We start from the raw sequence: 20,507 nt of genomic DNA on the forward strand, positions 1-20,507 counted from the left end.
AAAACGCACCATTTTGTTGCGCCATACGCAACACCTGGCTATGATGCGTATAGCGCAACACTCATGGAGCCGTCAGGATGATAAGAAGCTTCAAGCATAAGGGACTCAAAAAGTTTTTCGAAACCGGTTCAACGGCGGGTATCGACGCCAAGCAGGCGAAGAAAATCGCGCTGCGGCTGAGCGTGCTGGATCTGGCGAAAGTGATTGATGACGTAGATCTGCCCGGCTTCTTCTTGCACCCGCTAACGGGCGCTCGCAGCGAGCAATGGTCCGTCACCGTAACCGGCAACTGGCGTATCACGTTTGAGCTGGTCGAGGGTGATGTTTATATCGTGAATTATGAGGACTATCACTAATGAACCGCATGCATAATCCCCCTCATCCTGGCGAGTTGATCAAAGAAACCATGGAAACGCTGAATCTCAGCGCGCGTGCGCTGGCTAAAGCGCTGGACGTCGCGCCCTCCACGGTTCAACGCCTGATCAGCGGAAAGTCCGATATCTCGCCGGAAATGGCCATCCGCCTGTCCATCGTGATAGGCAGTTCCGAACAGGTTTGGATGGGCATGCAGGATGCTTACGATCTGTGGCAGGCCAGGCAGTCCATCGACGTTTCCAAACTGCGCAAGCTGGACTTCGCTTGACGCCTGCTCCTAAAAAAACACCGGCCTTAGCCGGTGTTTTTCCATTTAGTCTTGCTGCGTCGCCAGCGGCGCGCGTTTTTTCTGATGGTTGACCTTGAACCAGTATCCCGCCAGCAGCAATACCACCCAGACCAGGCCGGCGTACAGCGAGACGCGCGTGGTCGGGAAATAGCCGATCAGGCCGATGATGAACACCAGGAACACGATCGCCACCACCGAAGTGAATACCCCGCCGCGCAGCGGGAACGCCAGCTGCTTCACCTGTTCTTTGCTCAGGCTGCGGCGGAAGGCGATTTGGGAGAACAGGATCATGATCCACACCCACACGGTGGCGAAGGTCGCCAGGGAGGCGATCACCAGGAACACGCTCTCCGGCATGATGTAGTTGAGGTATACCGCCAGCAGCAGCGCCAGCATCATCACCACCACCGTCACCCAGGGAATGCCGCGCTTCGACACCTTGCTGAACATCTTCGGCGCATGGCCCTGCTCGGCCATGCCGTGCAGCATGCGGCCGACGCCGAACACGTCGCTGTTGATCGCCGACAGCGAAGCGGTAATCACCACGAAGTTGAGGATACCTGCCGCCACGGTGATGCCCATATGCTGGAAGGTCAGCACGAACGGGCTGCCGTTGGTGCCCACCTGATTCCACGGGTAGATAGACATGATGACGAACAGCGTGCCGACGTAGAACACCAGAATGCGCCACGGCACCGAGTTGATGGCCTTCGGAATCGATTTTTTCGGATCTTTGGCTTCGCCGGCGGTGATGCCGATGATTTCAATGCCGCCGTAAGCGAACATCACCAGCTGCAGCGACAGGATCATGCCGATAAAGCCGTTGCTGAAGAAGCCGCCGTTCGACCACAGGTTATGAATGCCGGTCGGTTGCCCGCCGTTGCCGATGCCCCAGATGATGATGCCGATGCCGGCCACGATCATGATGATGATGGTGGCGACTTTGAAGAACGAGAACCAAAACTCCAGCTCGCCGAACACCTTGACGCTCATCAGGTTGATAGCGCCGATGATCAGCACCACGCTCAGCACCCAGATCCAGTGCGGCACTTCCGGGAACCAGACCCCCATATAGATGCCGAAGGCGGTCACGTCGGCGATGGCGACGATCAGGATTTCAAAGCAGTAGGTCCAGCCGGTGATGTAACCCGCCATCGGGCCGAGGTAGTCCTGCGCGTAGCGGGAAAACGAGCTGGCCTGCGGGTTGTTGACCGACATCTCCCCCAGGGCGCGCATGATGATAAAGGCCACGATGCCGCCGATCAGGTAAGCCAGCAGCACGCTCGGGCCGGCCATTTTGATGGCGTCCGCCGAGCCGTAGAACAACCCGGTGCCGATGGCCGATCCCAGCGCCATAAAGCGGATATGACGCGTACTGAGGCCGCGTTTCAGCTTATTGTCGGGGGCAGTGGTGGGTGACTGTTGTTGCATGAAAATGACCCATAGTTTTAAACGTAAAAAAGCCACGGACATGTCCGTGGCCCTGGATTAAGCCGGGGGATTATCAGTGCGCGGTCACTTGGGAACGCGTGCACACCCGATCATAAATCGCGACCAGCACCAGCATCAGCAGCGAAGGCGGCAACCATGCCAACCCCTGCTCCGCCAGCGGCAGGTGAGTGGTCCAGGCCGGCAGCAGCTGCTGGAAACTGGAGGCTTTCACCGCGTCAAGGATACCAAACAACAGGCTGACAAGCATCACCGGCGCGATGATGCGCGGCGCGCTGTGCCACCAACGCAGGGTGAAGCTCAGCACCACCAGCACGATGCACGGCGGGTAAATCGCGGTCAGCACCGGAATGGAGATCTGGATCAGGTGGCTCAGGCCGAGGTTGGACACCACCATCGAGAACAGACCCAAGATAAACACCAGCGTCTTGTACGAGAACGGCAGGTATTGCGCGAAGAACTCGGCGCAGGCGCAGGTCAGGCCTACCGCGGTCACCATACAGGCGATGAAGATCAGCGCCGCCAGGAAGAAGCTGCCCAGGCCGCCGAAGGTGTTCTGAACGTAAGCGTGCAGGATCACCGCGCCGTTGGTGGCGTCCGGCACCAGCGCGCCGCTGCCGGAGCCCAGCTTGAACAGGCTCAGGTAAACCAGCGTCAGGCCCACGCCGGCGATCAAACCGGCCAGAATGGTGTAGCGGGTCAACAGACCGGCGTCTTTCACGCCGCGCGAGCGCGCCGCGTTGACGATAACGATGCCGAATACCAGCGCGCCCAGCGTATCCATGGTCAGGTAGCCGTTAACGAAGCCGGAAGAGAAAGGCACGCTCTGGTAAGCCGCCGTCGCCGGAATCGGCGCGCCGGCAGGCCACAGCAGCGCGGCGATGCCCAGTACGCCTAACGCCACGATCTTCAGCGGCGCCAGCACATGGCCGACGGTGTCGAGCAGGCGGCCCGGATACAGGGAGATGCCGATCACCAGCGCGAAGTACACCAGGCTGTAGATGAACAGCGGCATGGCGCCGTCGCCGGTCAGCGGGGCGATGCCCACTTCAAAGGACACGGTGGCGGTGCGCGGCGTGGCGAACAGCGGGCCGACGGCCAGGTAGCAGACGGTCGCCAGCAGCAGGCCGGCGCCGCGGCCGATCGGCGAACTGAGGGCGTCGATGCCGCCGCCGACGCGCGCCAGCGCGATGACGGTGATGACCGGCAGACCGACGGCGGTGATCAGGAAGCCCAGCGCCGCGATCCAGACGTGTTCACCGGACTGCAAGCCGACCATCGGCGGGAAGATGATGTTCCCAGCCCCAACGAATAAGGCAAAGGTCATGAAGCCCAGTGCCAGGATATCTTTTGACGTTAAACGATGACTCATACGATGTCGTGTTGCCTGTTCAAATGAAAAAAATTGTCCGATAGCGTGGTGGCGTGACGCCCCACCGGTTGCCGGCATGCCCGATCGTCGCAGCGCCAAATAAGCATCCTAAACGCAGTCGATCCGGCGTTTATGTCCCTATTCGAAAGTGGCCGCTCATGAAGATGGGCAAAATTTTAGGAGTTATAAAAATGGAGGTTTAATCCGACAACGAGGGCTAAGGTAAACGTTTATAGCGCTTCAAGGCAAGGCGCACGGCGAAAAGCAGAGCTATCGACCATATAAACTTTAGCCACCAGTCGATCATATTGGCTATCAATAAATATACACTACATGATTTGTATCATTTTTGAACAATGGATTCACGAAACGTGAAACATATACCGCTTTACCGCGCGAAAACGCCAATAAATGCCCGGTTTTCGCGTGGTATAAGCTCCGTTTGGCCGTTAAAAAAGGCGAAAATTACGCCGCTTTTTGTCGCTTATTGCACCGTGGCCGCCGCGAGCGGCTGCAGCCCGAGCGCCTGGCGGGTCCTCTGCAGGGCGCCCGGCGGCAGCGGCAGATAGCCGTCGTGATTGACAAGGTTCTGCCCTACGTTCGACAGCACGCGATCGAGGAACGCGGCGGTCAGCGGCTCCAGCGGTTGATTGGGGGCTTTGTTGATGTAGATATAGAGATAGCGCGACAGCGGGTAGCGATCGTTGCGCACGTTGGCGGCGGTAGGCGCGACATAGTCCTCTCCCGATTCCGCCAACGGCAGCAGCCGCACGCCGCTGGCGCGAAAACCGATGCTGGCGTAGCCGATGCCGTTGAGCGAACCGGCCACCGCCTGCACCACCGAGGCCGAGCCGGGCAGCTCATTGACGCGCGGCATAAAATCGCCGCCGCACAGCGCGCGCAGTTTGAAATAGCCGTAGGTGCCGGACGCCGAGTTGCGGCCGAAGCGCTGCAGCGAGCGCGTCGCCCAGTCGCCGCTCAGCCCCAGCTCGCCCCAGCGCGTCAGCGGCTTGCTTTCACCGCAGCGCCGGGTGGCGGAGAAAATGCGATCGAGCTGCTGCAGATTGAGGCCGCGCAGCGGGTTGTCCTGATGCACCAACACCACCAGCGCGTCCACCGCCACCGGCACCGCCAGCGGCGCATAGCCGTAACGGTGTTCGAACGCCGAAACCTCGGCCGCCTTCATCGGCCGGCTCATCGGGCCCAGCTGCGCGGCGCCCGCAGCCAACGCGGTCGGCGCGGTCGACGAGCCGGCGGCCTGGATCTGCAGGTTAACGTTGGGGTAATGCCGGCTGAAATCCTGCGCCCACAGCGCCATCAGATTCGCCAAAGTATCGGAACCGACGCTGGACAGGTTGCCCGCCAGCATGCCGTCGGGCTGCGCCAGCGCGCCGCGTCCGGCCAGCAGCGCCAGGCAAAGCAACAGCCCTCGGGTTATTCGGGTCATACCGGTGTCTCGCGTTAATTTTTCACCGCATTCTCTGATAAAGCGGCGGGAACAATCAACCGGTTGGGTAAGGTAAAGATAAAGCGGGTGCCGATCCCCGGCTCGCTGAGGATCTCCAGCCGCGCGTCGTGATGGCTGAGCGCATGCTTGACGATCGCCAGCCCCAGCCCGCTGCCGCCGGTCTGGCGCGAACGGGCCTTGTCGACGCGGTAAAAACGCTCGGTCAGGCGCGGCAGGTGTTCGGCGGCGATGCCCGGCCCGTTGTCGCTGACCTGGAACTGCGCGCCGTGCGCCGTCTGCTGCCAGCTCACTTCGATATGGGTGCCCTTCGGCGTGTGGTTGACCGCGTTGTACACCAGGTTAGACACCGCGCTGCGCAACTGGTCTTCATTGCCGAACACGTTGAGCTGTTCGTTCACTCGGAAAGTGATCTCGTGATTGCCGCCGCTCAGCGATTGCGCCTCGCGCTGCAACACCCGCAGCATCAGCGGGATATCCACCCGCTCGTTCATGTCGACATTGGGCGCCGCCTCGATGCGCGACAGCGTCAGCAGCTGCTTGACCAGCCCGTCCATCCGGCGGGTCTGTTCCTGCATGGTGCCGAGCGCCTTGCTGCGCAGCGAACCGTCCTGCTCTTCGTCGCCCATCATCTCCAGATAGCCCTGCAGCACCGTCAGCGGCGTGCGCAGCTCATGGCTGACGTTGGCGAAGAAGTTGCGCCGCGCCCCCTCCAGCTGGCGCATTTGGGTGACGTCGCGCGCCACCATCAGCAACTGCCCTTCGGAATAGGGCATCACGCGGAATTCGACGTAGTGTTCGTTGTTCAGCTGCAGCGTCAGCGGGCGCGAGAACTCCTGCTGTTGCAGGTAATGGCTGAATTCCGGATAACGCAGCAGGTTGAGGATGTGCTGGCCGTTGTCTTCCGGCCAGCGGAAGCCGAGCAGATGCTGCGCCAGCCCGTTGCACCAGAAGATGTTGCCTTCAACGGTGGTCATCACCACCGCGTCAGGCAGCGATTCGGCCCCGCTGCGAAAGCGCTTGATCAACAGCGCCAGCTCGCGCCGGCGGCGGCGGTTGCGCTGCTGCATCTGATACAGGCCATAGAACAACGGCTCCCAACTCCAGCGGCCGGGCGGCGGCGTCATGCTGCGGTCGATCCACAGCCAATGAGAGAGTTTGAGCTGGTTGTAGAAATTCCACACCAGCGCGGCCAGCGCGGAGGCCAGCAGGAACCAGGGCAGATAACCGAAAATCAGCCCCAGCAGTAAGGCGGGCAAACAGAAAAGAGCCAGCTCCAGAGCCAGCCTCTTCCACGACAGACGTTCTAACACGGCATATTCTCCAGCGCAGCGCGATCAGTAGCGCGTTGAGAACCGGTAGCCGGTGCCCCGAACGGTTTGAACCATTTTATCATGCCCACTGGTTTCTAACGCCTTGCGGAGCCGACGGATATGCACGTCAACGGTACGGTCTTCCACATAAACGTTAGTGCCCCAGACGTGATTAAGCAACTGCTCACGGCTATAAACCCGCTCCGGGTGGGTCATAAAGAAGTGCAGCAGCTTGAACTCGGTCGGCCCCATGTCCAGCGCCTGATCGTTCGCCATCACGCGGTGGGAGGACGGATCCAGGCTCAGCCCTTGCATTTCAATCACCTCTTCCACCGCCATCGGTGAAATGCGGCGCATGACCGCTTTGATGCGCGCCACCAGTTCCTTGGGCGAGAACGGCTTAGTGATGTAATCATCCGCCCCCACTTCCAGGCCGCGCACCCGGTCTTCCTCTTCGCCGCGCGCGGTCAGCATCATCACCGGGATATCGCGGGTCAGCGCTTCGCGCTTCATATGTTTGATAAACTGAATGCCGGAACCGCCGGGCAACATCCAGTCGAGCAACACCAAATCAGGGAACGGCTCAGACAGGCGCGTCACGGCGCTGTCATAATCCTCGGCTTCCAACGGTTGGTAACCATTCTGTTCCAACACAAAGCACACCATCTCACGGATCGGCGCTTCGTCTTCCACCACCAGTATGCGTCTTGCCATCGTCAATCCTGCCAATGTGTTAGCGACTTTGCGGGCGCCATTATGCGTCAGTTTTGTGACACTTTTATGAAAAAAAGCGGCTGTTATAGGCAGTAAGCATAGCGATTATTTCCCGGCGCAAAGAAAAATCATCCGGTTGTCATCATCATTGCGCCGGGACAGCCGCCGCCGCGGCCTTTATAATCATCGCCATTACCTTTGCATCCGGGAGTGTCATGCGCCTGATCCACACCTCTGACTGGCACCTTGGCCAGTACTTTTTCACCAAAAGCCGCGCCGCCGAGCACCAGGCTTTTCTGAACTGGCTGATCGAGCAGATCGAGCAGCAGCAGGTGGATGCGCTGATCGTCGCCGGGGATCTGTTCGATACCGGCTCGCCGCCCAGCTACGCCCGCGAGCTGTACAACCGCTTCGTGGTGGAGCTGCAGCGCACCGGCTGTCAGCTGGTGGTGCTGGGCGGCAACCACGACTCGGTGGCGACGCTGAACGAATCGCGTGAGCTGCTCTCCTGCCTGAACACCACGGTGATCGCGAGCGCGCAGGGCTCCCTTGAGCAGCAGATCGTGGTGCTGAACCGGCGCGACGGCCAGCCGGGCGCGGTGCTGTGCGCCATCCCGTTCCTGCGGCCGCGCGATCTGCTCACCAGCCGCGCCGGCGAATCCGGCGCGCAAAAACAGCAGGCGCTGCAGGAAGCCATCGCCGAACATTACCAGGCGCTGTATCAGGCGGCCTGCGAACGCCGCGATCGGCTGGGCCTGCCGCTGCCGATCGTCGCCACCGGCCACCTGACCACCGTCGGCGTCACCACCTCCGACTCGGTGCGCGACATCTATATCGGCACCCTCGACGCCTTCCCGGCGCAGGCCTTCCCGCCCGCCGACTATATCGCGCTGGGCCACATTCACCGCGCGCAGAACGTCGCCAAATCAGAGCATATTCGCTATAGCGGCTCACCGATTCCGCTCAGCTTCGATGAACTGGGCAAAGCCAAAAGCGTCTTCCTGGTCGATTTCGCCGGCGGCGCCCTGCAGCAGGTAGAAGCGTTAACGATCCCGCAGTTCCAGCCCATGCAGCTGATCAAAGGCGATCTGGCCGAGATCGAACGGCAGCTGCAGCAATTTGCCGACTATGCCGGCGAGCTGCCGGTGTGGCTGGATATCGAAGTGGCGACGCAGGACTACCTCAGCGATATCCAGCGCCGCATCCAGCTGATGGCGGATGAGCTGCCGGTGGAAGTGGTGCTGCTGCGGCGCAGTAAAGAGCAGCGCCGCCAGGCGATCGCGCAGCAGGATAAGGAAACGCTCAACGAACTGAGCGTCAACGAGGTGTTCGAACGGCGCCTGGCGCAGGAGGCCGACATGCCAGAAGCGCGCCAACGGCGGATGCACCAACTGTTCCGCCAGGTGGTCGAGGCGGTGCAGCACAATCCTGAGGAGACCAATCCATGAAGATCCTCAGCCTGCGGTTAAAAAACCTCAACTCGCTGCAGGGCGAGTGGAAAATTGACTTCACCGCCGAGCCGTTCGCCAGCAACGGCCTGTTCGCCATTACCGGCCCGACCGGCGCGGGCAAAACCACCCTGCTGGACGCCATCTGCCTGGCGCTGTACCACCAGACGCCGCGTCTCAACGTCACGCCGAGCCAGAATGAACTGATGACCCGCCACACCGCCGAATCGCTGGCGGAGGTCGAATTCGAGGTCAAGGGTGTCGGCTATCGCGCCTTCTGGAGCCAGCGCCGCGCCAAAAACGCGCCGGACGGCAACCTGCAGGCGCCGAAGGTGGAACTGGCGCGCCGCGAGGACGGCAAGATCCTGGCGGACAAGGTGCGCGACAAGCTGGAGATCACCGCCGCCATCACCGGGCTGGACTTCGGCCGCTTCACCAAATCGATGATGCTGTCTCAGGGGCAGTTCGCCGCGTTCCTCAACGCCGACGCCAACGATCGCGCTGAGCTGTTGGAAGAGCTGACCGGCACCGAAATCTACGGGCGGTTGTCCGAACAGGTGTTCGAATCGCACAAGCAGGCCAAAACCGACCTGGATGGGTTGCACCAGCGCGCCAGCGGCATCGAGCTGCTGAACGATGAACAGCGCCACTCCCTGACTGAACAGCTGACGGCGCTGAGCGCGCAGGAAAGCGCCCTCGGTAAGCAAACTCAGCAACAGCAACAGGCACTGAGCTGGCTGCAGCAATGGCAACGCCTCCAGCAACAGCAAAACGAGGGTCAACGGCGGCTGGAAACCGCCCAGCGCGAGCAGACGGAGGCCGCCCCGCAGCTGCAGCGGCTGGCGCTCAGCGAACCGGCCGAGAAATTGCGGCCGCTGCGCGGTGAACGCGATCGCTGCCGCGCCGAGCTGCAGACGATACAACAGCAGGCAGCCCAGCTGACGCAGCAACAGGAACAGCACTCGGCGCAGCTGGCGCCACTGCAGCAGGCGGTGGAAAAGGCCCGTCTGGCGCAGCAAGCCCATGCCGAGCATATGCGGCAGCAGCAACAGCTGATCGATGACCAGGTCGCCCCGCTCGACCACCAAATAGCCCAACTGCAGTCGACGCAGGCCGAGCGGCGACAGGCCGGCGATGCCGCCGCGCAGCAGTGTGCCAAACAGAAAACCACGCTGGAGCAGCTCACCGCCGAGCGCAGCCAGCTGACGGCGCAGGCCGCACAGCATCAGCAGCGGTTGAACGCGCTGACCGAAGCGCTGGCCGTTCAGCAGCAACAGCAGCAGGCGCTGGCGGCGCAAACGCCGCTGGCCCCGCTGCGCCAGCGCCTGAGCGCCCTGGCGGATCTGCGCCCGACGCGCCAGCAGTTATTTACGCTCGCCTCTTTATCGCAACAAGTTGTTAAACGGCTGGAACAGCAGCGGCAAGAGCTAAACATCGGTCAAAATGAACTGACCCAGTTGGAGCCACAGTTAGAGCTCATCCGTCAGCAATTTAAGCAGCAGAAAGCCCACCAGGCCGATGTTGAAAAAACCTATGCGCTGGAACAACGGATCGTGGGTCTGGAAGTCGAGCGCGCCCGTTTGCAACCCGGCGCCCCCTGCCCGCTGTGCGGCTCATGCGAGCACCCGGCGGTAGAACAATACCAAGAGGTAAAACTGTCAGAAACTGCGCAACGTCTGGAGCAAATGAAAGTCCAGACCGAAGCATTGCAAAAACAAGGCGTCGAGCTGCGAGCCCGTTACGACAACCTGCAACAGCAATTGCAACGCCAACAGCAGGCTATCGCGCAGGATGAGCAGCAGCTGGCTGCCCAACAGCAGCAGTGGCAGCAGCTCAGCGCGCCGCTGGCATTCGACTTTACGTTGGCCGAGGGCGAGCGGCTCAGCGCCTGGCTAAGCGGCTGCGACGATGAAGAGCGGCGCGGGCAACACGCGCTGCAGCAGCATGAACAGGCGGCGCAGGCGGTACAGCAGGCGAAAGACGCGCTCGCCGCTCTGCAAACGCAACAGCAGCAGGCGCAGCAACGGCAGGCGCTGCTCGAAGAGCGCTTTACGCTGCTGCAGAAAACCCATGCCGACAGCCTGCAACAGCAGCAAGACCTGCAACAACGCTGGCAAGAAGGCGAGAAGACCCTCGCCGAACGGCGCGCACAGCGGCTGGCGCTGTTCGGCGAACAGCAGGTCGCCGAGGTGCGCGAACAGCTGCGCGCCAAACAAACCGCCTGTGAACAGGCCAGCTTGCAGGCCGCCGAGCAGTGGCAAAAAGCGCAGGAACTGCGCGAGCGCCTGGCCGGCCAGCAGGCCGGATTGCAACAACAGCACACCCAAATGCAGGAACGGCTGCAGCAGGCGCAGCAGCAGTGGCAGCAGGCGCTGGCCGACAGCGAATTCGCCGATGAAACCGCCTTCGCCGCCGCGCTGCTGGACGACGCCCTGCGCCGCGAATTGCAGCAGCGCAAAGAGCAGCTGCAACAGCGGCAGGTAGAGGCTGCGGCTCTGCTGGCTCAGGCGACGCAAACGCTGGAGCAGCATCGGCAAAGCCGCCCGGAAGGGGTGGATGAGGCCAACGCGGATCTCGACGCACTCACCCAATCGCTGGCCGAGCTGGCACAGCAGTTGAAAACGTTGCAGTTGCGCCAGGGTGAACTGCGCAACCAGCTGGAAAGCGACGCCGCCCGCCGCCTCAATCAACAGGCGCTGTTCGAGCAAATCGCCCGCAGCCAGCAAGACTACGACGACTGGAGCTACCTCAACCAGCTGATCGGCTCGAAAGAAGGCGACAAGTTCCGCCGCTTCGCTCAAGGGCTGACGCTCGATCATCTGGTTTATCTGGCCAACCAGCAACTCGGCCGGCTGCACGGGCGCTACCTGCTGCAGCGCAAAACCAGCGACGCGCTGGAGCTGCAGGTGGTGGACACCTGGCAGGCCGACGCGCTGCGCGATACCCGCACCCTGTCCGGCGGCGAGAGCTTCCTGGTCAGCCTGGCGCTGGCGCTGGCGTTGTCCGATCTGGTCAGCCACAAAACCAGCATCGACTCGCTGTTCCTCGACGAAGGCTTCGGCACGCTGGACGCCGAAACCCTCGATACCGCGCTGGACGCGCTGGACAGCCTGAACGCCTCCGGCAAAACCATTGGCGTGATCAGCCACGTCGAGGCGATGAAAGAGCGTATTCCGGTGCAGATCAAGGTGAAAAAGGTCAACGGACTCGGCGTCAGCCGGCTGGAGGCGCACTTCAGGCTGGAGTGATCCCGCGGCGCGCGGCGCAGAAGTGTGACCGCGGCGGCACTCCGCGGTGAAAAGCGTTGAGCCGCGGCGAACACGGGTTATTATGCAGGCATAACAGGATTGTTACTGTATCCCCTCCGCCGCTCAGGCCGCAGGACAGAAACATAAAATACAGGCAAAACCTGACGCCCGGGATCGCTTCCGGGCGTCAGGTTTTTTCGTTTTCAGGATGCTGAAACACCGGGAAAGACCATGAAAATCGCTAAAATACTCAATAATAACGTGGTGATTACGCTGGACGACCGTCAGGAAGAGACGGTGGTAATGGGAAAAGGAATTGGCTTTAAAAAGAAGCCCGGCGACACGCTGGACGAAAGCCTGATCGAAAAGGTGTTCACCCATAACGGCGGCGAAATCGCCGAGCGCTATAAAGAGCTGCTCTCCGAGATCCCGCTGGCCTGCGTCACCACCGCCGACAAGATTATTACCCTCGCCCGCGAACGGCTACCGGGCAAGTTGCATAACATCGTCTACATCACGCTGACCGACCACATCCATTTCGCTCTGCAGCGCCATGCGGAAGGGTTGGATATCAAAAATGCGTTGCTGTGGGAGATTAAAAAGCTCTATCAGGCCGAGTTCGCCGTCGGGCTGGAGGCGCTGGCCTTGATCGCCGAGCGGCTGAATACCGCGCTGCCGGAAGACGAGGCCGGATTTATCGCCCTGCACCTGGTCAACGCCCAGCTTAACGACGAGATGCACAACACGCTGCACATCACCCGCGTAATGCAAGAGATCCTCAACCTGGTCAAATACCACTTCCGCTTTGATTACAACGAGGAAGCCCTGAGCTACCATCGTTTCGTCACCCATTTGAAATTCTTTGCCCAGCGCCTGCTGGGGAAAAACTACGTCGACAGCGACGACGACTCGCTGTATCAGGTGGTGAAAGAGAAATACCGTGAGTCATTCGCCTGCGCCGGCAAGATCAACCGCCACATCGAAAAGCATTATCAGCACCAGCTCACCACGGAAGAGATGATGTTCCTGACCATTCATATCGAACGGGTGCGCAGCGAAAGCGAGGAGAAACCGGCTTAACGGCGGGCGTCCGCCACCCGCACGCCGTATTGCGGAAACACCGCGTCGGCGGAGATCAGCGTCAGCCCCTCGGCCTGCGCCTGTGCGATCAGCATGCGATCGAAAGGATCCTGATGATAGGGCGGCAGCTGCCCGGCCTGTTGGCAATGAAAGGCGTCCATCGGCAGCGCCAGAAAATCTTCGGCCTCTATGATCGCAAAGATGTCTTCCGGCAGCGCCAGCTTGCCCAGCGCCTGCTTGATCGAGATCTCCCAAATGCTGGCCGCGCTGACGTACACCGCATTGCCCGGATCGGCGATCTGCCTTTTGGCGTTCGCGCCCAGGCAGGCGTCATCAATCAGCCACCACAGCAACGCGTGGGTATCCAGCAGCAGGCGCTTCATGCATCGCCCTCAAACAGCGCCGCAATGGCCGCATCCCCCGCGTTGAAATCCGCCGGCACGGTAAACTTGCCCTTGGCGGCGCCGGGCCGGCGCGCTTCGCCCTGGATGGCGACCAGCTGTACGTACGGCTTCCCTGCTTTTGCAATAATCACGGTTTCTCCCTCCGCGGCTCTGTCCGCCAGCTGGCTCAGATTGGATTTGGCTTCGTGCATATTGGCCTGAATCGGCATACGCGTCCTCCTTAGCTAAGTTAGCTAAAGCATAAAGCGCCGTCCAGTTTTTGTACAGGGAAGGGTTTAAAGCGCGAGCAGCCTCGCGCTTTGCTGCAACGCTTAGCGCTGCTGTTGCGGCCATAACCAGGCTGCGCCGCGTACGCCGCTGGAGTCGCCGTGCACCGCCTTGCGGATCGGCGTTTCACACTCGCCGCCGAACACCCAATCTTTCACCCGCTGCGGCACCGTGCGGTACAGGCGATCCACATTGCTCATGCCGCCGCCGAGCACCACCACGTCCGGATCCAGAATGTTGATCACGTGCGCCAACGCTTTCGCCAGCCGCATTTCGTAGCGCACGATCGCCTGCTCCGCCAGCGCATCGCCCCGCTCGCTCAGCGCCACGATCTCGTGCCCTTGCAGCGCGTTGCCGCCCAGGCGCGCATAGTCGGTGGCGAAACCGGTGCCGGAAATAAAGGTTTCGATGCAGCCCGGTTTGCCGCAGTAGCACGGCACTTCGCGGGCGTAGCGCAGCTCATCGTCATCCTGCCACGGCAGCGGATTGTGGCCCCACTCGCCGGCGATGCCGTTGCCGCCGGAATGCGCCTGCCCATTCAGCGCCACGCCGGCGCCGCAGCCGGTGCCGACAATGACCGCAAACACGGTTTGCGCGCCGGCGCCTGCGCCGTCGGTGGCTTCCGACACCGCCAGGCAGTTGGCGTCGTTGGCGATACGCACCTCGCGCGCCAACAGCGCTGAGAGATCCTTGTCCAGCGGTTGGCCGTTGAGCCATACCGAGTTGGCGTTTTTCACCCGCCCGGTAAACGGCGACAGCGTGCCGGGAATGCCGATCCCGACCGATCCCCGCTCGCCGGTATAATCTTCCGCCAGTTTCACCAGCCCGGCGATCGCCGCCAGGGTTTGCCCATAGTCATGGCGCGGCGTGGCGATGCGATGGCGAAACAGCTCCCGGCCGTCGTCCGCCAACGCAATCACTTCAATTTTTGTCCCGCCCAAATCGATGCCAATGCGCATGTATTTTTCTCCTCGATGCCGCGCAGCGTTGCCACAGCCTAATGTAAGTGCGCGGATGAATCACCTGTTTCCCTCTCCCCCGCCCGGCCTTTTCCGCTGCGGTCGGCGACGCAATTCGGAGAGAATGGGGCGATTTTTCAGCGTCAATTCGTTATCATGCCGCCCTGCTTTTGACGAATCAGCGTGCCAAGCGCACGCCCAGCCAGGGATAACATTATGCTGTGGTTTAAGAATTTGATGGTTTACCGTTTGAGCCGCGAAGTGGCGTTAAACGCGGATGAAATGGAAAAACAACTCAGCGCGTTCGCCTTCACGCCGTGCGGCAGCCAGGACATGGCCAAGACCGGCTGGGTCTCCCCGATGGGCTCGCACAGCGATGCGCTGACGCACGCGGTCAACGGCCAAATCGTCATCTGCGCGCGCAAGGAAGAGAAAATCCTGCCGTCGCCGGTCATCAAGCAAGAGCTGCAGGCCAAAATTGAGCGCCTGGAGGCGGAACAACATCGCAAACTGAAGAAAACCGAGAAAGACGCGCTGAAGGACGAAGTGCTGCACAGCCTGCTGCCGCGCGCCTTCAGCCGCTTCAACCAGACCTTCATGTGGATCGACACCGTCAACGATCTGATCATGGTCGATGCCGCCAGCGCCAAACGCGCCGAAGATACGCTGGCGCTGCTGCGCAAAAGCCTCGGCTCGCTGCCGGTGGTGCCGCTGACCATGGAAAGCCCGATCGAACTGACGCTGACCGAATGGGTGCGTTCCGGCGAGATGCCGGCTGGTTTCGCCATTCAGGATGAAGCGGAACTGAAAGCGATTCTGGAAGAAGGCGGCGTGATCCGCTGCAAGAAACAGAATCTGATCAGCGACGAAATCGCGGTGCATATCGAAGCCGGCAAGCTGGTGACCAAGCTGGCGGTGGATTGGCAGGAGCGCATTCAGCTGATGCTGTCGGACGACGGCTCGCTCAAGCGCCTGAAATTCGCCGACACGCTGCGCGAACAGAACGACGATATCGATCGCGATGACTTCGCCCAGCGCTTTGACGCCGACTTTATCCTGATGACCAGCGAGCTGGCGGCGTTGATCAAAAACACCATCGAAGCGCTCGGCGGCGAAGCCCAGCGTTAATCCCGCCGCAGAAATGACCAGGGCCCAGCATCCGCTGAGCCCTGCGTTTCCCTAACGAACAAAATTTATTTGCTCAGGTAACGGCACAGATAGGCGGTCGCGTCGGCCACCTGCAGGTTGAACTCGCTGTGCCCCGGCACGAAGAACTTCTCGCCCGGCGTAAACACCTGCCAGTCCGGCGCCCCCGGCAGCAGCACTTTCAGCGCCCCGGTGATCACCGTCATTTCTTCCGGCTGCGCGGTGGAGAAGGTGTATTCCCCCTCTTCCATCACGCCCACGCTGGTAAGACCGATGCTGCTACTGTCAAAACCGATAGACTTCACTTTTCCGGCAAAATACTCATTCACTTTCAGCATAGACTGGCACCCGCGTAATCATCTTGATGGAAAATCCATATTGGGGGATTGCGGTTGATCTGTCACTGGTTTTTCGCGCGAAATGCGATCGCGGCGCAGAGGAAAACGCCGCCGGGCCTCTCTACGGCAGTCAGGGCTGCTGAAACCCGGGGATACCCGCGAGCGCAAAGCGCCCGAGGCCGCGCCGGGCGGTGATTTATGGCTATTTGAATCAGCCGATTAACTCTGCGGCCAGCTTGGCGACCAGAACGTTCGACAGCAGCACCGGCACCGACAGACGCGCCTGCAAAAAAGCGCGGTGGCGCTGGTGATAACCGATGCAATCGAGCACCACCACCTCCGCCCCCTGCCGCAGCAGTGCGCAAGCCGCCTGCTCCAGCGCGGCGTCATCCGCCAGATAAGGACTGGCGACGGCATAGCTCGGCGGCGTCGCCAGCTGCCGCCATTTGCGCGCCTGCTGCCCAACCTGTTCCGCCACCGGCACCACGATGCCGACGCGGTGTTCGCCGACGATCGCGGAGATCAACGGCGGGATGATGCGATCCGGCTCCAGCAACAGCGCCTGCTCCGCCTGCAATCGGCCGAATTCGCCGGTGCACAGCAGCAGGATCACCTGGCATCCCGCCGCCTCCAGCTCGCGGATCTTCTGCTGCAACCCGCTTTCGACGCGAGCGGCACAGAGCGTCACCTGCGTGCCGTCCAACAGGCGCGACACCAGCAGCTTATCGCCCCATTGCGGCGCATAACGCTCGGCGATCTGCCCAGCATCCAGGCCGTCCAGCAAACCGACGTGCCTCACCCGCTCCGCCGGCAGATAAGCAGACAGCAGCGGCATGATATCGCTGCGCGGCGCCTGACCGATGGTCAGCGTGGCGAATGAAGCCGTCATGGGGCTATCTCCTTTTTTGCAGGTGACTCAGACTGCCGTACAGCGCCAGCAGCTGGCCATATTCGGCGGCATCGTAGAACCGGCAGGTGCCGCGGCCGAATTCTTTGGCGACTTCCACCGCGAATTTGACCGCCAGCGCGATATCCGTTTCGTGGCTGGCGCCGGTGCCGCAGCCCGGCACCACCGATTCGCTGCAGATCGCCACGCCGACCACCGGCGCCGCAGTAGCGGTCGAGGGCTGCAGGATGCTGTTGAGGTGATGCACGCCGTTGCCGTAAGGGGTGATGTCCTGCGTGGTGATCGGGAAGGTCACCGCCGGGCGGCCGCTGGTCATCTCCATGATGCGCAGCAGATCTTCCGCCACCCGCAGGATGTAGCCCTCTTTCACCGTCGGCGATAGCGCATAGCCTTTGTGGTTGATGATGCGGTTGCCTTTGGTGGTGTCGATCGACAGGATGGCGTCAGCCTCCGGCACCACTTCATTATCGTTCATCGTCACGTCATCGATCGGCGAATCCATAAAATCGACCGGATCGTGCGGCCGGGTCGGTGCGTTCGGGCAAATATGGGTGGTGACGATCACATCCCCCGGCAGCGTGTCGCCCTTGCGCTGCATCTCCGCCAGCTTCAGCGCGGCGGCAATGGCGGCGATCGCGCCGTCGCCGTCGGACACCAGCCCGATACGCGTCGGCCGCGCGCCGATGCCGCCCAGGCGGCCGATAATGCCCAGCGTCGGCGCCGCACCGCCAGCGAATTTGCCTGCGCTGCCGGGGATCTCGATGCGCACGAAATCGGTGCCGCCCTTCGGCCCCTCGGCGCGCAGGGTGCTGGCGCGGATCGCCGGGTAAGGCGCAAACAGATCGACGACGTCCTGGCCGCTGACGAATGCGCTATCAATCAATTCAAAAACCTGCAGCGTTTGTTGCAAACTCATGGTCGTTTTACCTCACCAATGTCATCGGTAGGGGCTATTTGCCCTTGCTGGAAAAAATCGAGCTGAAGAAGTTGTAGAGCGCGTCGCCGGCGATAAACCCGGCCGCCATGATCTCCATCGGCGTGCGGCCGCGATCGCCCCAACGGCGCAGGATCGCCACGCGCAACGCGATGCCCACCAGCACCGCCCACCCAGCCAAGGCGTTGTTGATCAGCAGGCCGGTTGCCAGCAGCACGCCGAGCTGGCGCTTGGGGCCGCCGATCAGCTGCACCACGGCGCCGGGGATCGCCCAGATCAAAAGGCTCCAGGCGATGCCCGGCTGCGCACCGGCCTCGATGGTCTTGGCGTAAACGCGCGCGACCGGCGGGATCAGGTCCTGCAGGAAATAGCTGTGGTAAGAGAGGTAAACCACCGGAATGGCGATGAGGAAGGCGATCAGCGCCGCAAACAGCTGAATGCGGCGCCCCAGCAGTTCCTGCCGCAGATCCTCGCCGTAGCCGCGCAGGATGAAGCCGGCTTTCAAGTCAAAGCCCATGTCGGCGAAGGCCGGCCCGGTAGCGGCGGTAAAGCCGGTCAGGATGCACAGCGCCAGCGGTGGGAAACCGATCAGGATACCGACGATCAGGGTGATCAACGCCACCGCGAACGCCGGAAACCAGCCGGAGTGCATGGCGGCGATACCGACGATCAGCTCATGAACGAAAGCGGCGAACGCCGCGTAAATCACGAACAGCGCCAGCATCGGCAGCGACATCTCGCTAAACAGCCCGCCGACCAGAGCCAAAAACGCGGCGATGGCGATGTAGCCGACCGCCCCCAGGCCGAGCGCTTTGCTTACCGCGCTGTCCGGTTGGGTATAACCGGCGCTATCGGCGCGGCGGCTGCGGATCACCTGCGCGACCTGGATCAGCGCCACCAGGCCGGCGCCGACCATCACGCCGTGCGGAATAAAATGGGCATTGATATCGAAACCGGCCACCGGCTCGGCGTAGGCCCGCAGCAATAGCCCGACGCCGAACATGCTCAGCGCCCAGATATTGCCGATAAAGGCGGTGCCGAAGGCCGCCATGGGGATCTTGAGCATTGATCCGGCGATGCCCACCCCTACGCCCACCACCAAAAGCCAGGCCTGCTTGCCGCCGCGATCGCCGGCTTTAATCGCCTCCGCGGCGGCGACGCCCGGCGGCCAGGCATTGGCGGCGGGGAACACTTTGGTATCGAACAGGCGATAAAGCAGATAGGCGTCGAGCAGCATCGCCGCCGCCACGCCGCAGAACATCGGCAGAATAAGCTGCGGTTGTCCCATCACGTAAGGCACCGCAATCGGCATCAGCAGGCAGTTGGCCGCGCCGAAGGTGGCTGAGGAGATCACCGTCTGCGCCAGGTTCTGGGTGTGCACCGAGCGGTAGCGTTGAAACATTTGCAGCGGAATGCGCGCCAGCAGCATGGCGATCAGCGCACCGATGATCGAGGTGTTGGGCGTCACGCCCAGCGTGGTGATCAGCTGAACGCCGATGATCGCCCCCACCACCGAAAGCAGCGCCATGACCAACAGCGTGCCGGCCTCTTTTAGCGGATTATTTGATTTCATGCTTGGTATCCCTGAATATTTCCTGCCGCATGCCGGAAATAACGCCCGACGATAGTTCGCCGCGACAGTTCCATTATTTGGAACTGCCGGCGTCATAACGTGATTATTTTCTTATTTAGCCCGTCTATTTCTCACCAATAAAATACGGTGAAATATAATTAATGAGTTCCCTGGTGTCGGCGCTCGTTAATGATGATGAAACGTTATAGCTCCGGCGCGTTAGTTGATCTGCTGCCAATTATCATCGCCATATTTTTCCGCCAGTTGGCGGCTGACTGCGGTTAATTCGGCCAGAACTTCCGGTACAAACGGCTGTTCCTCGCCCTGCGAAGGGAAGGACAGACACAGCCCCACCGTCTCGCTGCCGTGCTTGTTCACCAGCGCGGTCGCCAGCGAACTGATGCCGTTCAAGGTTTCATTGCGCGCCAGCGACCAGCCCTGGCGCCTCACCTGCTGCAACTTCTGCAGCAGCGCATCCAGCGTTTGCGGCGCATTGGGCGAAGCCGCCCGGTAACCGCCGGCGTAACGCGCCCGAACCTGCTCGTCGCTTTCACGCGCCAGTATCGCCCGACCAACCGAGGTTTCCGCCGCCGGTGAACGGTAGCCCGCCGGGGTGACCACCTGCAAAAAGTGGCGGCCGGGGAACATGCGCATCACCATGATCTCCTGCCCCTCCAGCACCGAGAGGTAGCCGGTACACGCCGTCTGGCGGCACAGCTGCGCCATGCTGGCCGCCAGGTTGTCCACCAGCGGCATCGACAGGTAGTGGCTGGATGCCGCCAGCAACAGCGCGCCGATGCGGTAACGCCGGCTATCGGGATCGCGCTCCAGCATGCCCTGATTTTCCATGCTCTGCAGCAGGCGCGATACCGTGCTTTTCGGCAGCGCCAATTGATCTACCACGTCGCTGAATGCAATGCCCGGTTGGCCATGCATCACGCGTTGTTGAGAAAAGAGTTTTAATACCGCAGCGGCATTTTCCAGCGTTGTCATGATCCGCCTTGTTCCACTATATGGAACTCAGTTCCTATTTTATAATTAAAAACTAAAACCCGAACTCCGCAGCGTCAAGCTGTTTATTTTTTGTCAGCCGCAAAATAAAAGGCATTCGTGCTTTTTAAACGAAAATATCGCGCAGAACGCCAACTCCGTCGCGCCAAATAAAATAACGATACGCTTTGAAAATAATGAATGGCAGGACAAGCTGCTGAAAAATGATTTTATCA

At 61.2% G+C, this 20,507-nt stretch carries 19 protein-coding genes; 6 read left to right on the forward strand and 13 right to left on the reverse strand.

Features of this window, described 5'->3' with window-relative positions; translation table 11 throughout:
* The first annotated feature begins 77 nt into the window (after positions 1 to 77).
* Positions 78 to 356 carry a type II toxin-antitoxin system RelE/ParE family toxin gene (locus ABTW55_RS07140; RefSeq protein ID WP_049235171.1) on the forward strand — a complete coding sequence of 93 codons (279 nt, stop codon included), beginning with the start codon at positions 78 to 80 and terminating at the stop codon, positions 354 to 356.
* A complete protein-coding gene (locus tag ABTW55_RS07145) occupies positions 356 to 643 on the forward strand; it encodes a HigA family addiction module antitoxin (RefSeq protein WP_025160069.1) in 288 nt (95 codons plus the stop codon). The genes ABTW55_RS07140 and ABTW55_RS07145 overlap by 1 nt, the downstream gene beginning before the upstream one ends.
* Before the next feature lie 45 nt (positions 644 to 688).
* Here ABTW55_RS07145 and proY read toward each other — a convergent pair whose 3' ends face one another.
* The 5 genes from proY to phoB all read right to left on the reverse strand — a co-directional run bounded on the left by proY (position 689) and on the right by phoB (position 6,977).
* On the reverse strand, positions 689 to 2,095 hold the full coding sequence (gene proY / locus ABTW55_RS07150; RefSeq protein ID WP_033653281.1) for a proline-specific permease ProY: 1,407 nt from the start codon (positions 2,093 to 2,095) through the stop codon (positions 689 to 691).
* A gap of 73 nt (positions 2,096 to 2,168) precedes the next feature.
* Complete coding sequence (brnQ, locus tag ABTW55_RS07155; protein ID WP_033653282.1) at positions 2,169 to 3,485, reverse strand: branched-chain amino acid transport system II carrier protein; 1,317 nt, start codon at positions 3,483 to 3,485, stop codon at positions 2,169 to 2,171.
* Between the two features lie 484 nt (positions 3,486 to 3,969).
* Positions 3,970 to 4,932 (reverse strand): PstS family phosphate ABC transporter substrate-binding protein, encoded by a 963-nt coding sequence (locus ABTW55_RS07160; RefSeq protein ID WP_060420411.1) that lies wholly within the window; start codon positions 4,930 to 4,932, stop codon positions 3,970 to 3,972.
* 14 nt (positions 4,933 to 4,946) lie between these two features.
* Entirely contained in the window at positions 4,947 to 6,263 is a 1,317-nt protein-coding gene (gene phoR, locus ABTW55_RS07165) for a phosphate regulon sensor histidine kinase PhoR (protein WP_025301740.1), read from the reverse strand.
* Between the two features lie 24 nt (positions 6,264 to 6,287).
* Positions 6,288 to 6,977, reverse strand: a complete 690-nt coding sequence (phoB, locus tag ABTW55_RS07170; protein ID WP_004940438.1) for a phosphate response regulator transcription factor PhoB — start codon at positions 6,975 to 6,977, stop codon at positions 6,288 to 6,290.
* 215 nt (positions 6,978 to 7,192) lie between these two features.
* Here phoB and sbcD point away from each other — a divergent pair, with 215 nt between their 5' ends.
* From sbcD to licT, 3 genes are all read left to right on the forward strand, one after another.
* A complete protein-coding gene (gene sbcD / locus ABTW55_RS07175; RefSeq protein ID WP_047569064.1) occupies positions 7,193 to 8,425 on the forward strand; it encodes an exonuclease subunit SbcD in 1,233 nt (410 codons plus the stop codon).
* A complete protein-coding gene (gene sbcC, locus ABTW55_RS07180) occupies positions 8,422 to 11,673 on the forward strand; it encodes an exonuclease subunit SbcC (protein WP_060420413.1) in 3,252 nt (1,083 codons plus the stop codon). The genes sbcD and sbcC overlap by 4 nt, the downstream gene beginning before the upstream one ends.
* A 231-nt stretch (positions 11,674 to 11,904) precedes the next feature.
* Positions 11,905 to 12,753 carry a BglG family transcription antiterminator LicT gene (gene licT, locus ABTW55_RS07185; protein ID WP_060420415.1) on the forward strand — a complete coding sequence of 283 codons (849 nt, stop codon included), beginning with the start codon at positions 11,905 to 11,907 and terminating at the stop codon, positions 12,751 to 12,753.
* On the opposite strand, the gene ABTW55_RS07190 is transcribed toward licT, so the two are convergent.
* From ABTW55_RS07190 to mak, 3 genes are all read right to left on the reverse strand, one after another.
* Positions 12,750 to 13,136, reverse strand: a complete 387-nt coding sequence (locus ABTW55_RS07190) for a type II toxin-antitoxin system VapC family toxin (RefSeq protein ID WP_033637281.1) — start codon at positions 13,134 to 13,136, stop codon at positions 12,750 to 12,752. The genes licT and ABTW55_RS07190 overlap by 4 nt on opposite strands.
* Entirely contained in the window at positions 13,133 to 13,366 is a 234-nt protein-coding gene (locus ABTW55_RS07195; protein WP_033637280.1) for a type II toxin-antitoxin system Phd/YefM family antitoxin, read from the reverse strand. The genes ABTW55_RS07190 and ABTW55_RS07195 overlap by 4 nt, the downstream gene beginning before the upstream one ends.
* Before the next feature lie 102 nt (positions 13,367 to 13,468).
* Positions 13,469 to 14,383, reverse strand: coding sequence for a fructokinase (gene mak, locus ABTW55_RS07200; protein ID WP_060420417.1), 915 nt, complete (start codon positions 14,381 to 14,383; stop codon positions 13,469 to 13,471).
* A gap of 216 nt (positions 14,384 to 14,599) precedes the next feature.
* Between mak and rdgC the strand changes: the two genes are divergently transcribed.
* Positions 14,600 to 15,511 (forward strand): recombination-associated protein RdgC, encoded by a 912-nt coding sequence (gene rdgC, locus ABTW55_RS07205; protein WP_004940461.1) that lies wholly within the window; start codon positions 14,600 to 14,602, stop codon positions 15,509 to 15,511.
* Between the two features lie 65 nt (positions 15,512 to 15,576).
* Here rdgC and ppnP read toward each other — a convergent pair whose 3' ends face one another.
* From ppnP to ABTW55_RS07230, 5 genes are all read right to left on the reverse strand, one after another.
* The gene (gene ppnP / locus ABTW55_RS07210) at positions 15,577 to 15,867 is read right to left on the reverse strand and encodes a pyrimidine/purine nucleoside phosphorylase (protein ID WP_004940463.1); all 291 of its coding nucleotides are present in this window, start codon (positions 15,865 to 15,867) and stop codon (positions 15,577 to 15,579) included.
* A gap of 211 nt (positions 15,868 to 16,078) precedes the next feature.
* Complete coding sequence (locus tag ABTW55_RS07215) at positions 16,079 to 16,756, reverse strand: AroM family protein (protein ID WP_033653288.1); 678 nt, start codon at positions 16,754 to 16,756, stop codon at positions 16,079 to 16,081.
* Between the two features lie 4 nt (positions 16,757 to 16,760).
* Complete coding sequence (locus ABTW55_RS07220) at positions 16,761 to 17,690, reverse strand: DUF1177 domain-containing protein (protein WP_033647333.1); 930 nt, start codon at positions 17,688 to 17,690, stop codon at positions 16,761 to 16,763.
* 34 nt (positions 17,691 to 17,724) lie between these two features.
* A complete protein-coding gene (locus ABTW55_RS07225; protein WP_060420419.1) occupies positions 17,725 to 19,281 on the reverse strand; it encodes an OPT/YSL family transporter in 1,557 nt (518 codons plus the stop codon).
* A 219-nt stretch (positions 19,282 to 19,500) separates the two neighbouring features.
* Positions 19,501 to 20,274: an IclR family transcriptional regulator gene (locus tag ABTW55_RS07230; protein ID WP_060420421.1), complete on the reverse strand. Its 774-nt coding sequence runs from the start codon at positions 20,272 to 20,274 to the stop codon at positions 19,501 to 19,503.
* Positions 20,275 to 20,507: the final 233 nt, after the last annotated feature.

Source organism: Serratia sp. SM04 (assembly GCF_040280225.1).
GTDB lineage: Bacteria > Pseudomonadota > Gammaproteobacteria > Enterobacterales > Enterobacteriaceae > Serratia > Serratia sarumanii.

Excerpts from the sequence above, each read along its gene's own strand:
- ABTW55_RS07220 (WP_033647333.1), bottom strand. The coding sequence starts at position 17,690 with ATGAGTTTGCAACAAACGCTGCAGGTTTTTGAATTGATTGATAGCGCA.
- sbcC (WP_060420413.1), top strand. The coding sequence starts at position 8,422 with ATGAAGATCCTCAGCCTGCGGTTAAAAAACCTCAACTCGCTGCAGGGC.
- phoB (WP_004940438.1), bottom strand. The coding sequence starts at position 6,977 with ATGGCAAGACGCATACTGGTGGTGGAAGACGAAGCGCCGATCCGTGAG.
- mak (WP_060420417.1), bottom strand. The coding sequence starts at position 14,383 with ATGCGCATTGGCATCGATTTGGGCGGGACAAAAATTGAAGTGATTGCG.
- ABTW55_RS07230 (WP_060420421.1), bottom strand. The coding sequence starts at position 20,274 with ATGACAACGCTGGAAAATGCCGCTGCGGTATTAAAACTCTTTTCTCAA.
- ppnP (WP_004940463.1), bottom strand. The coding sequence starts at position 15,867 with ATGCTGAAAGTGAATGAGTATTTTGCCGGAAAAGTGAAGTCTATCGGT.
- ABTW55_RS07195 (WP_033637280.1), bottom strand. The coding sequence starts at position 13,366 with ATGCCGATTCAGGCCAATATGCACGAAGCCAAATCCAATCTGAGCCAG.
- ABTW55_RS07145 (WP_025160069.1), top strand. The coding sequence starts at position 356 with ATGAACCGCATGCATAATCCCCCTCATCCTGGCGAGTTGATCAAAGAA.
- ABTW55_RS07215 (WP_033653288.1), bottom strand. The coding sequence starts at position 16,756 with ATGACGGCTTCATTCGCCACGCTGACCATCGGTCAGGCGCCGCGCAGC.
- ABTW55_RS07140 (WP_049235171.1), top strand. The coding sequence starts at position 78 with ATGATAAGAAGCTTCAAGCATAAGGGACTCAAAAAGTTTTTCGAAACC.
- ABTW55_RS07225 (WP_060420419.1), bottom strand. The coding sequence starts at position 19,281 with ATGAAATCAAATAATCCGCTAAAAGAGGCCGGCACGCTGTTGGTCATG.
- sbcD (WP_047569064.1), top strand. The coding sequence starts at position 7,193 with ATGCGCCTGATCCACACCTCTGACTGGCACCTTGGCCAGTACTTTTTC.
- licT (WP_060420415.1), top strand. The coding sequence starts at position 11,905 with ATGAAAATCGCTAAAATACTCAATAATAACGTGGTGATTACGCTGGAC.
- ABTW55_RS07190 (WP_033637281.1), bottom strand. The coding sequence starts at position 13,136 with ATGAAGCGCCTGCTGCTGGATACCCACGCGTTGCTGTGGTGGCTGATT.
- ABTW55_RS07160 (WP_060420411.1), bottom strand. The coding sequence starts at position 4,932 with ATGACCCGAATAACCCGAGGGCTGTTGCTTTGCCTGGCGCTGCTGGCC.
- proY (WP_033653281.1), bottom strand. The coding sequence starts at position 2,095 with ATGCAACAACAGTCACCCACCACTGCCCCCGACAATAAGCTGAAACGC.
- rdgC (WP_004940461.1), top strand. The coding sequence starts at position 14,600 with ATGCTGTGGTTTAAGAATTTGATGGTTTACCGTTTGAGCCGCGAAGTG.
- brnQ (WP_033653282.1), bottom strand. The coding sequence starts at position 3,485 with ATGAGTCATCGTTTAACGTCAAAAGATATCCTGGCACTGGGCTTCATG.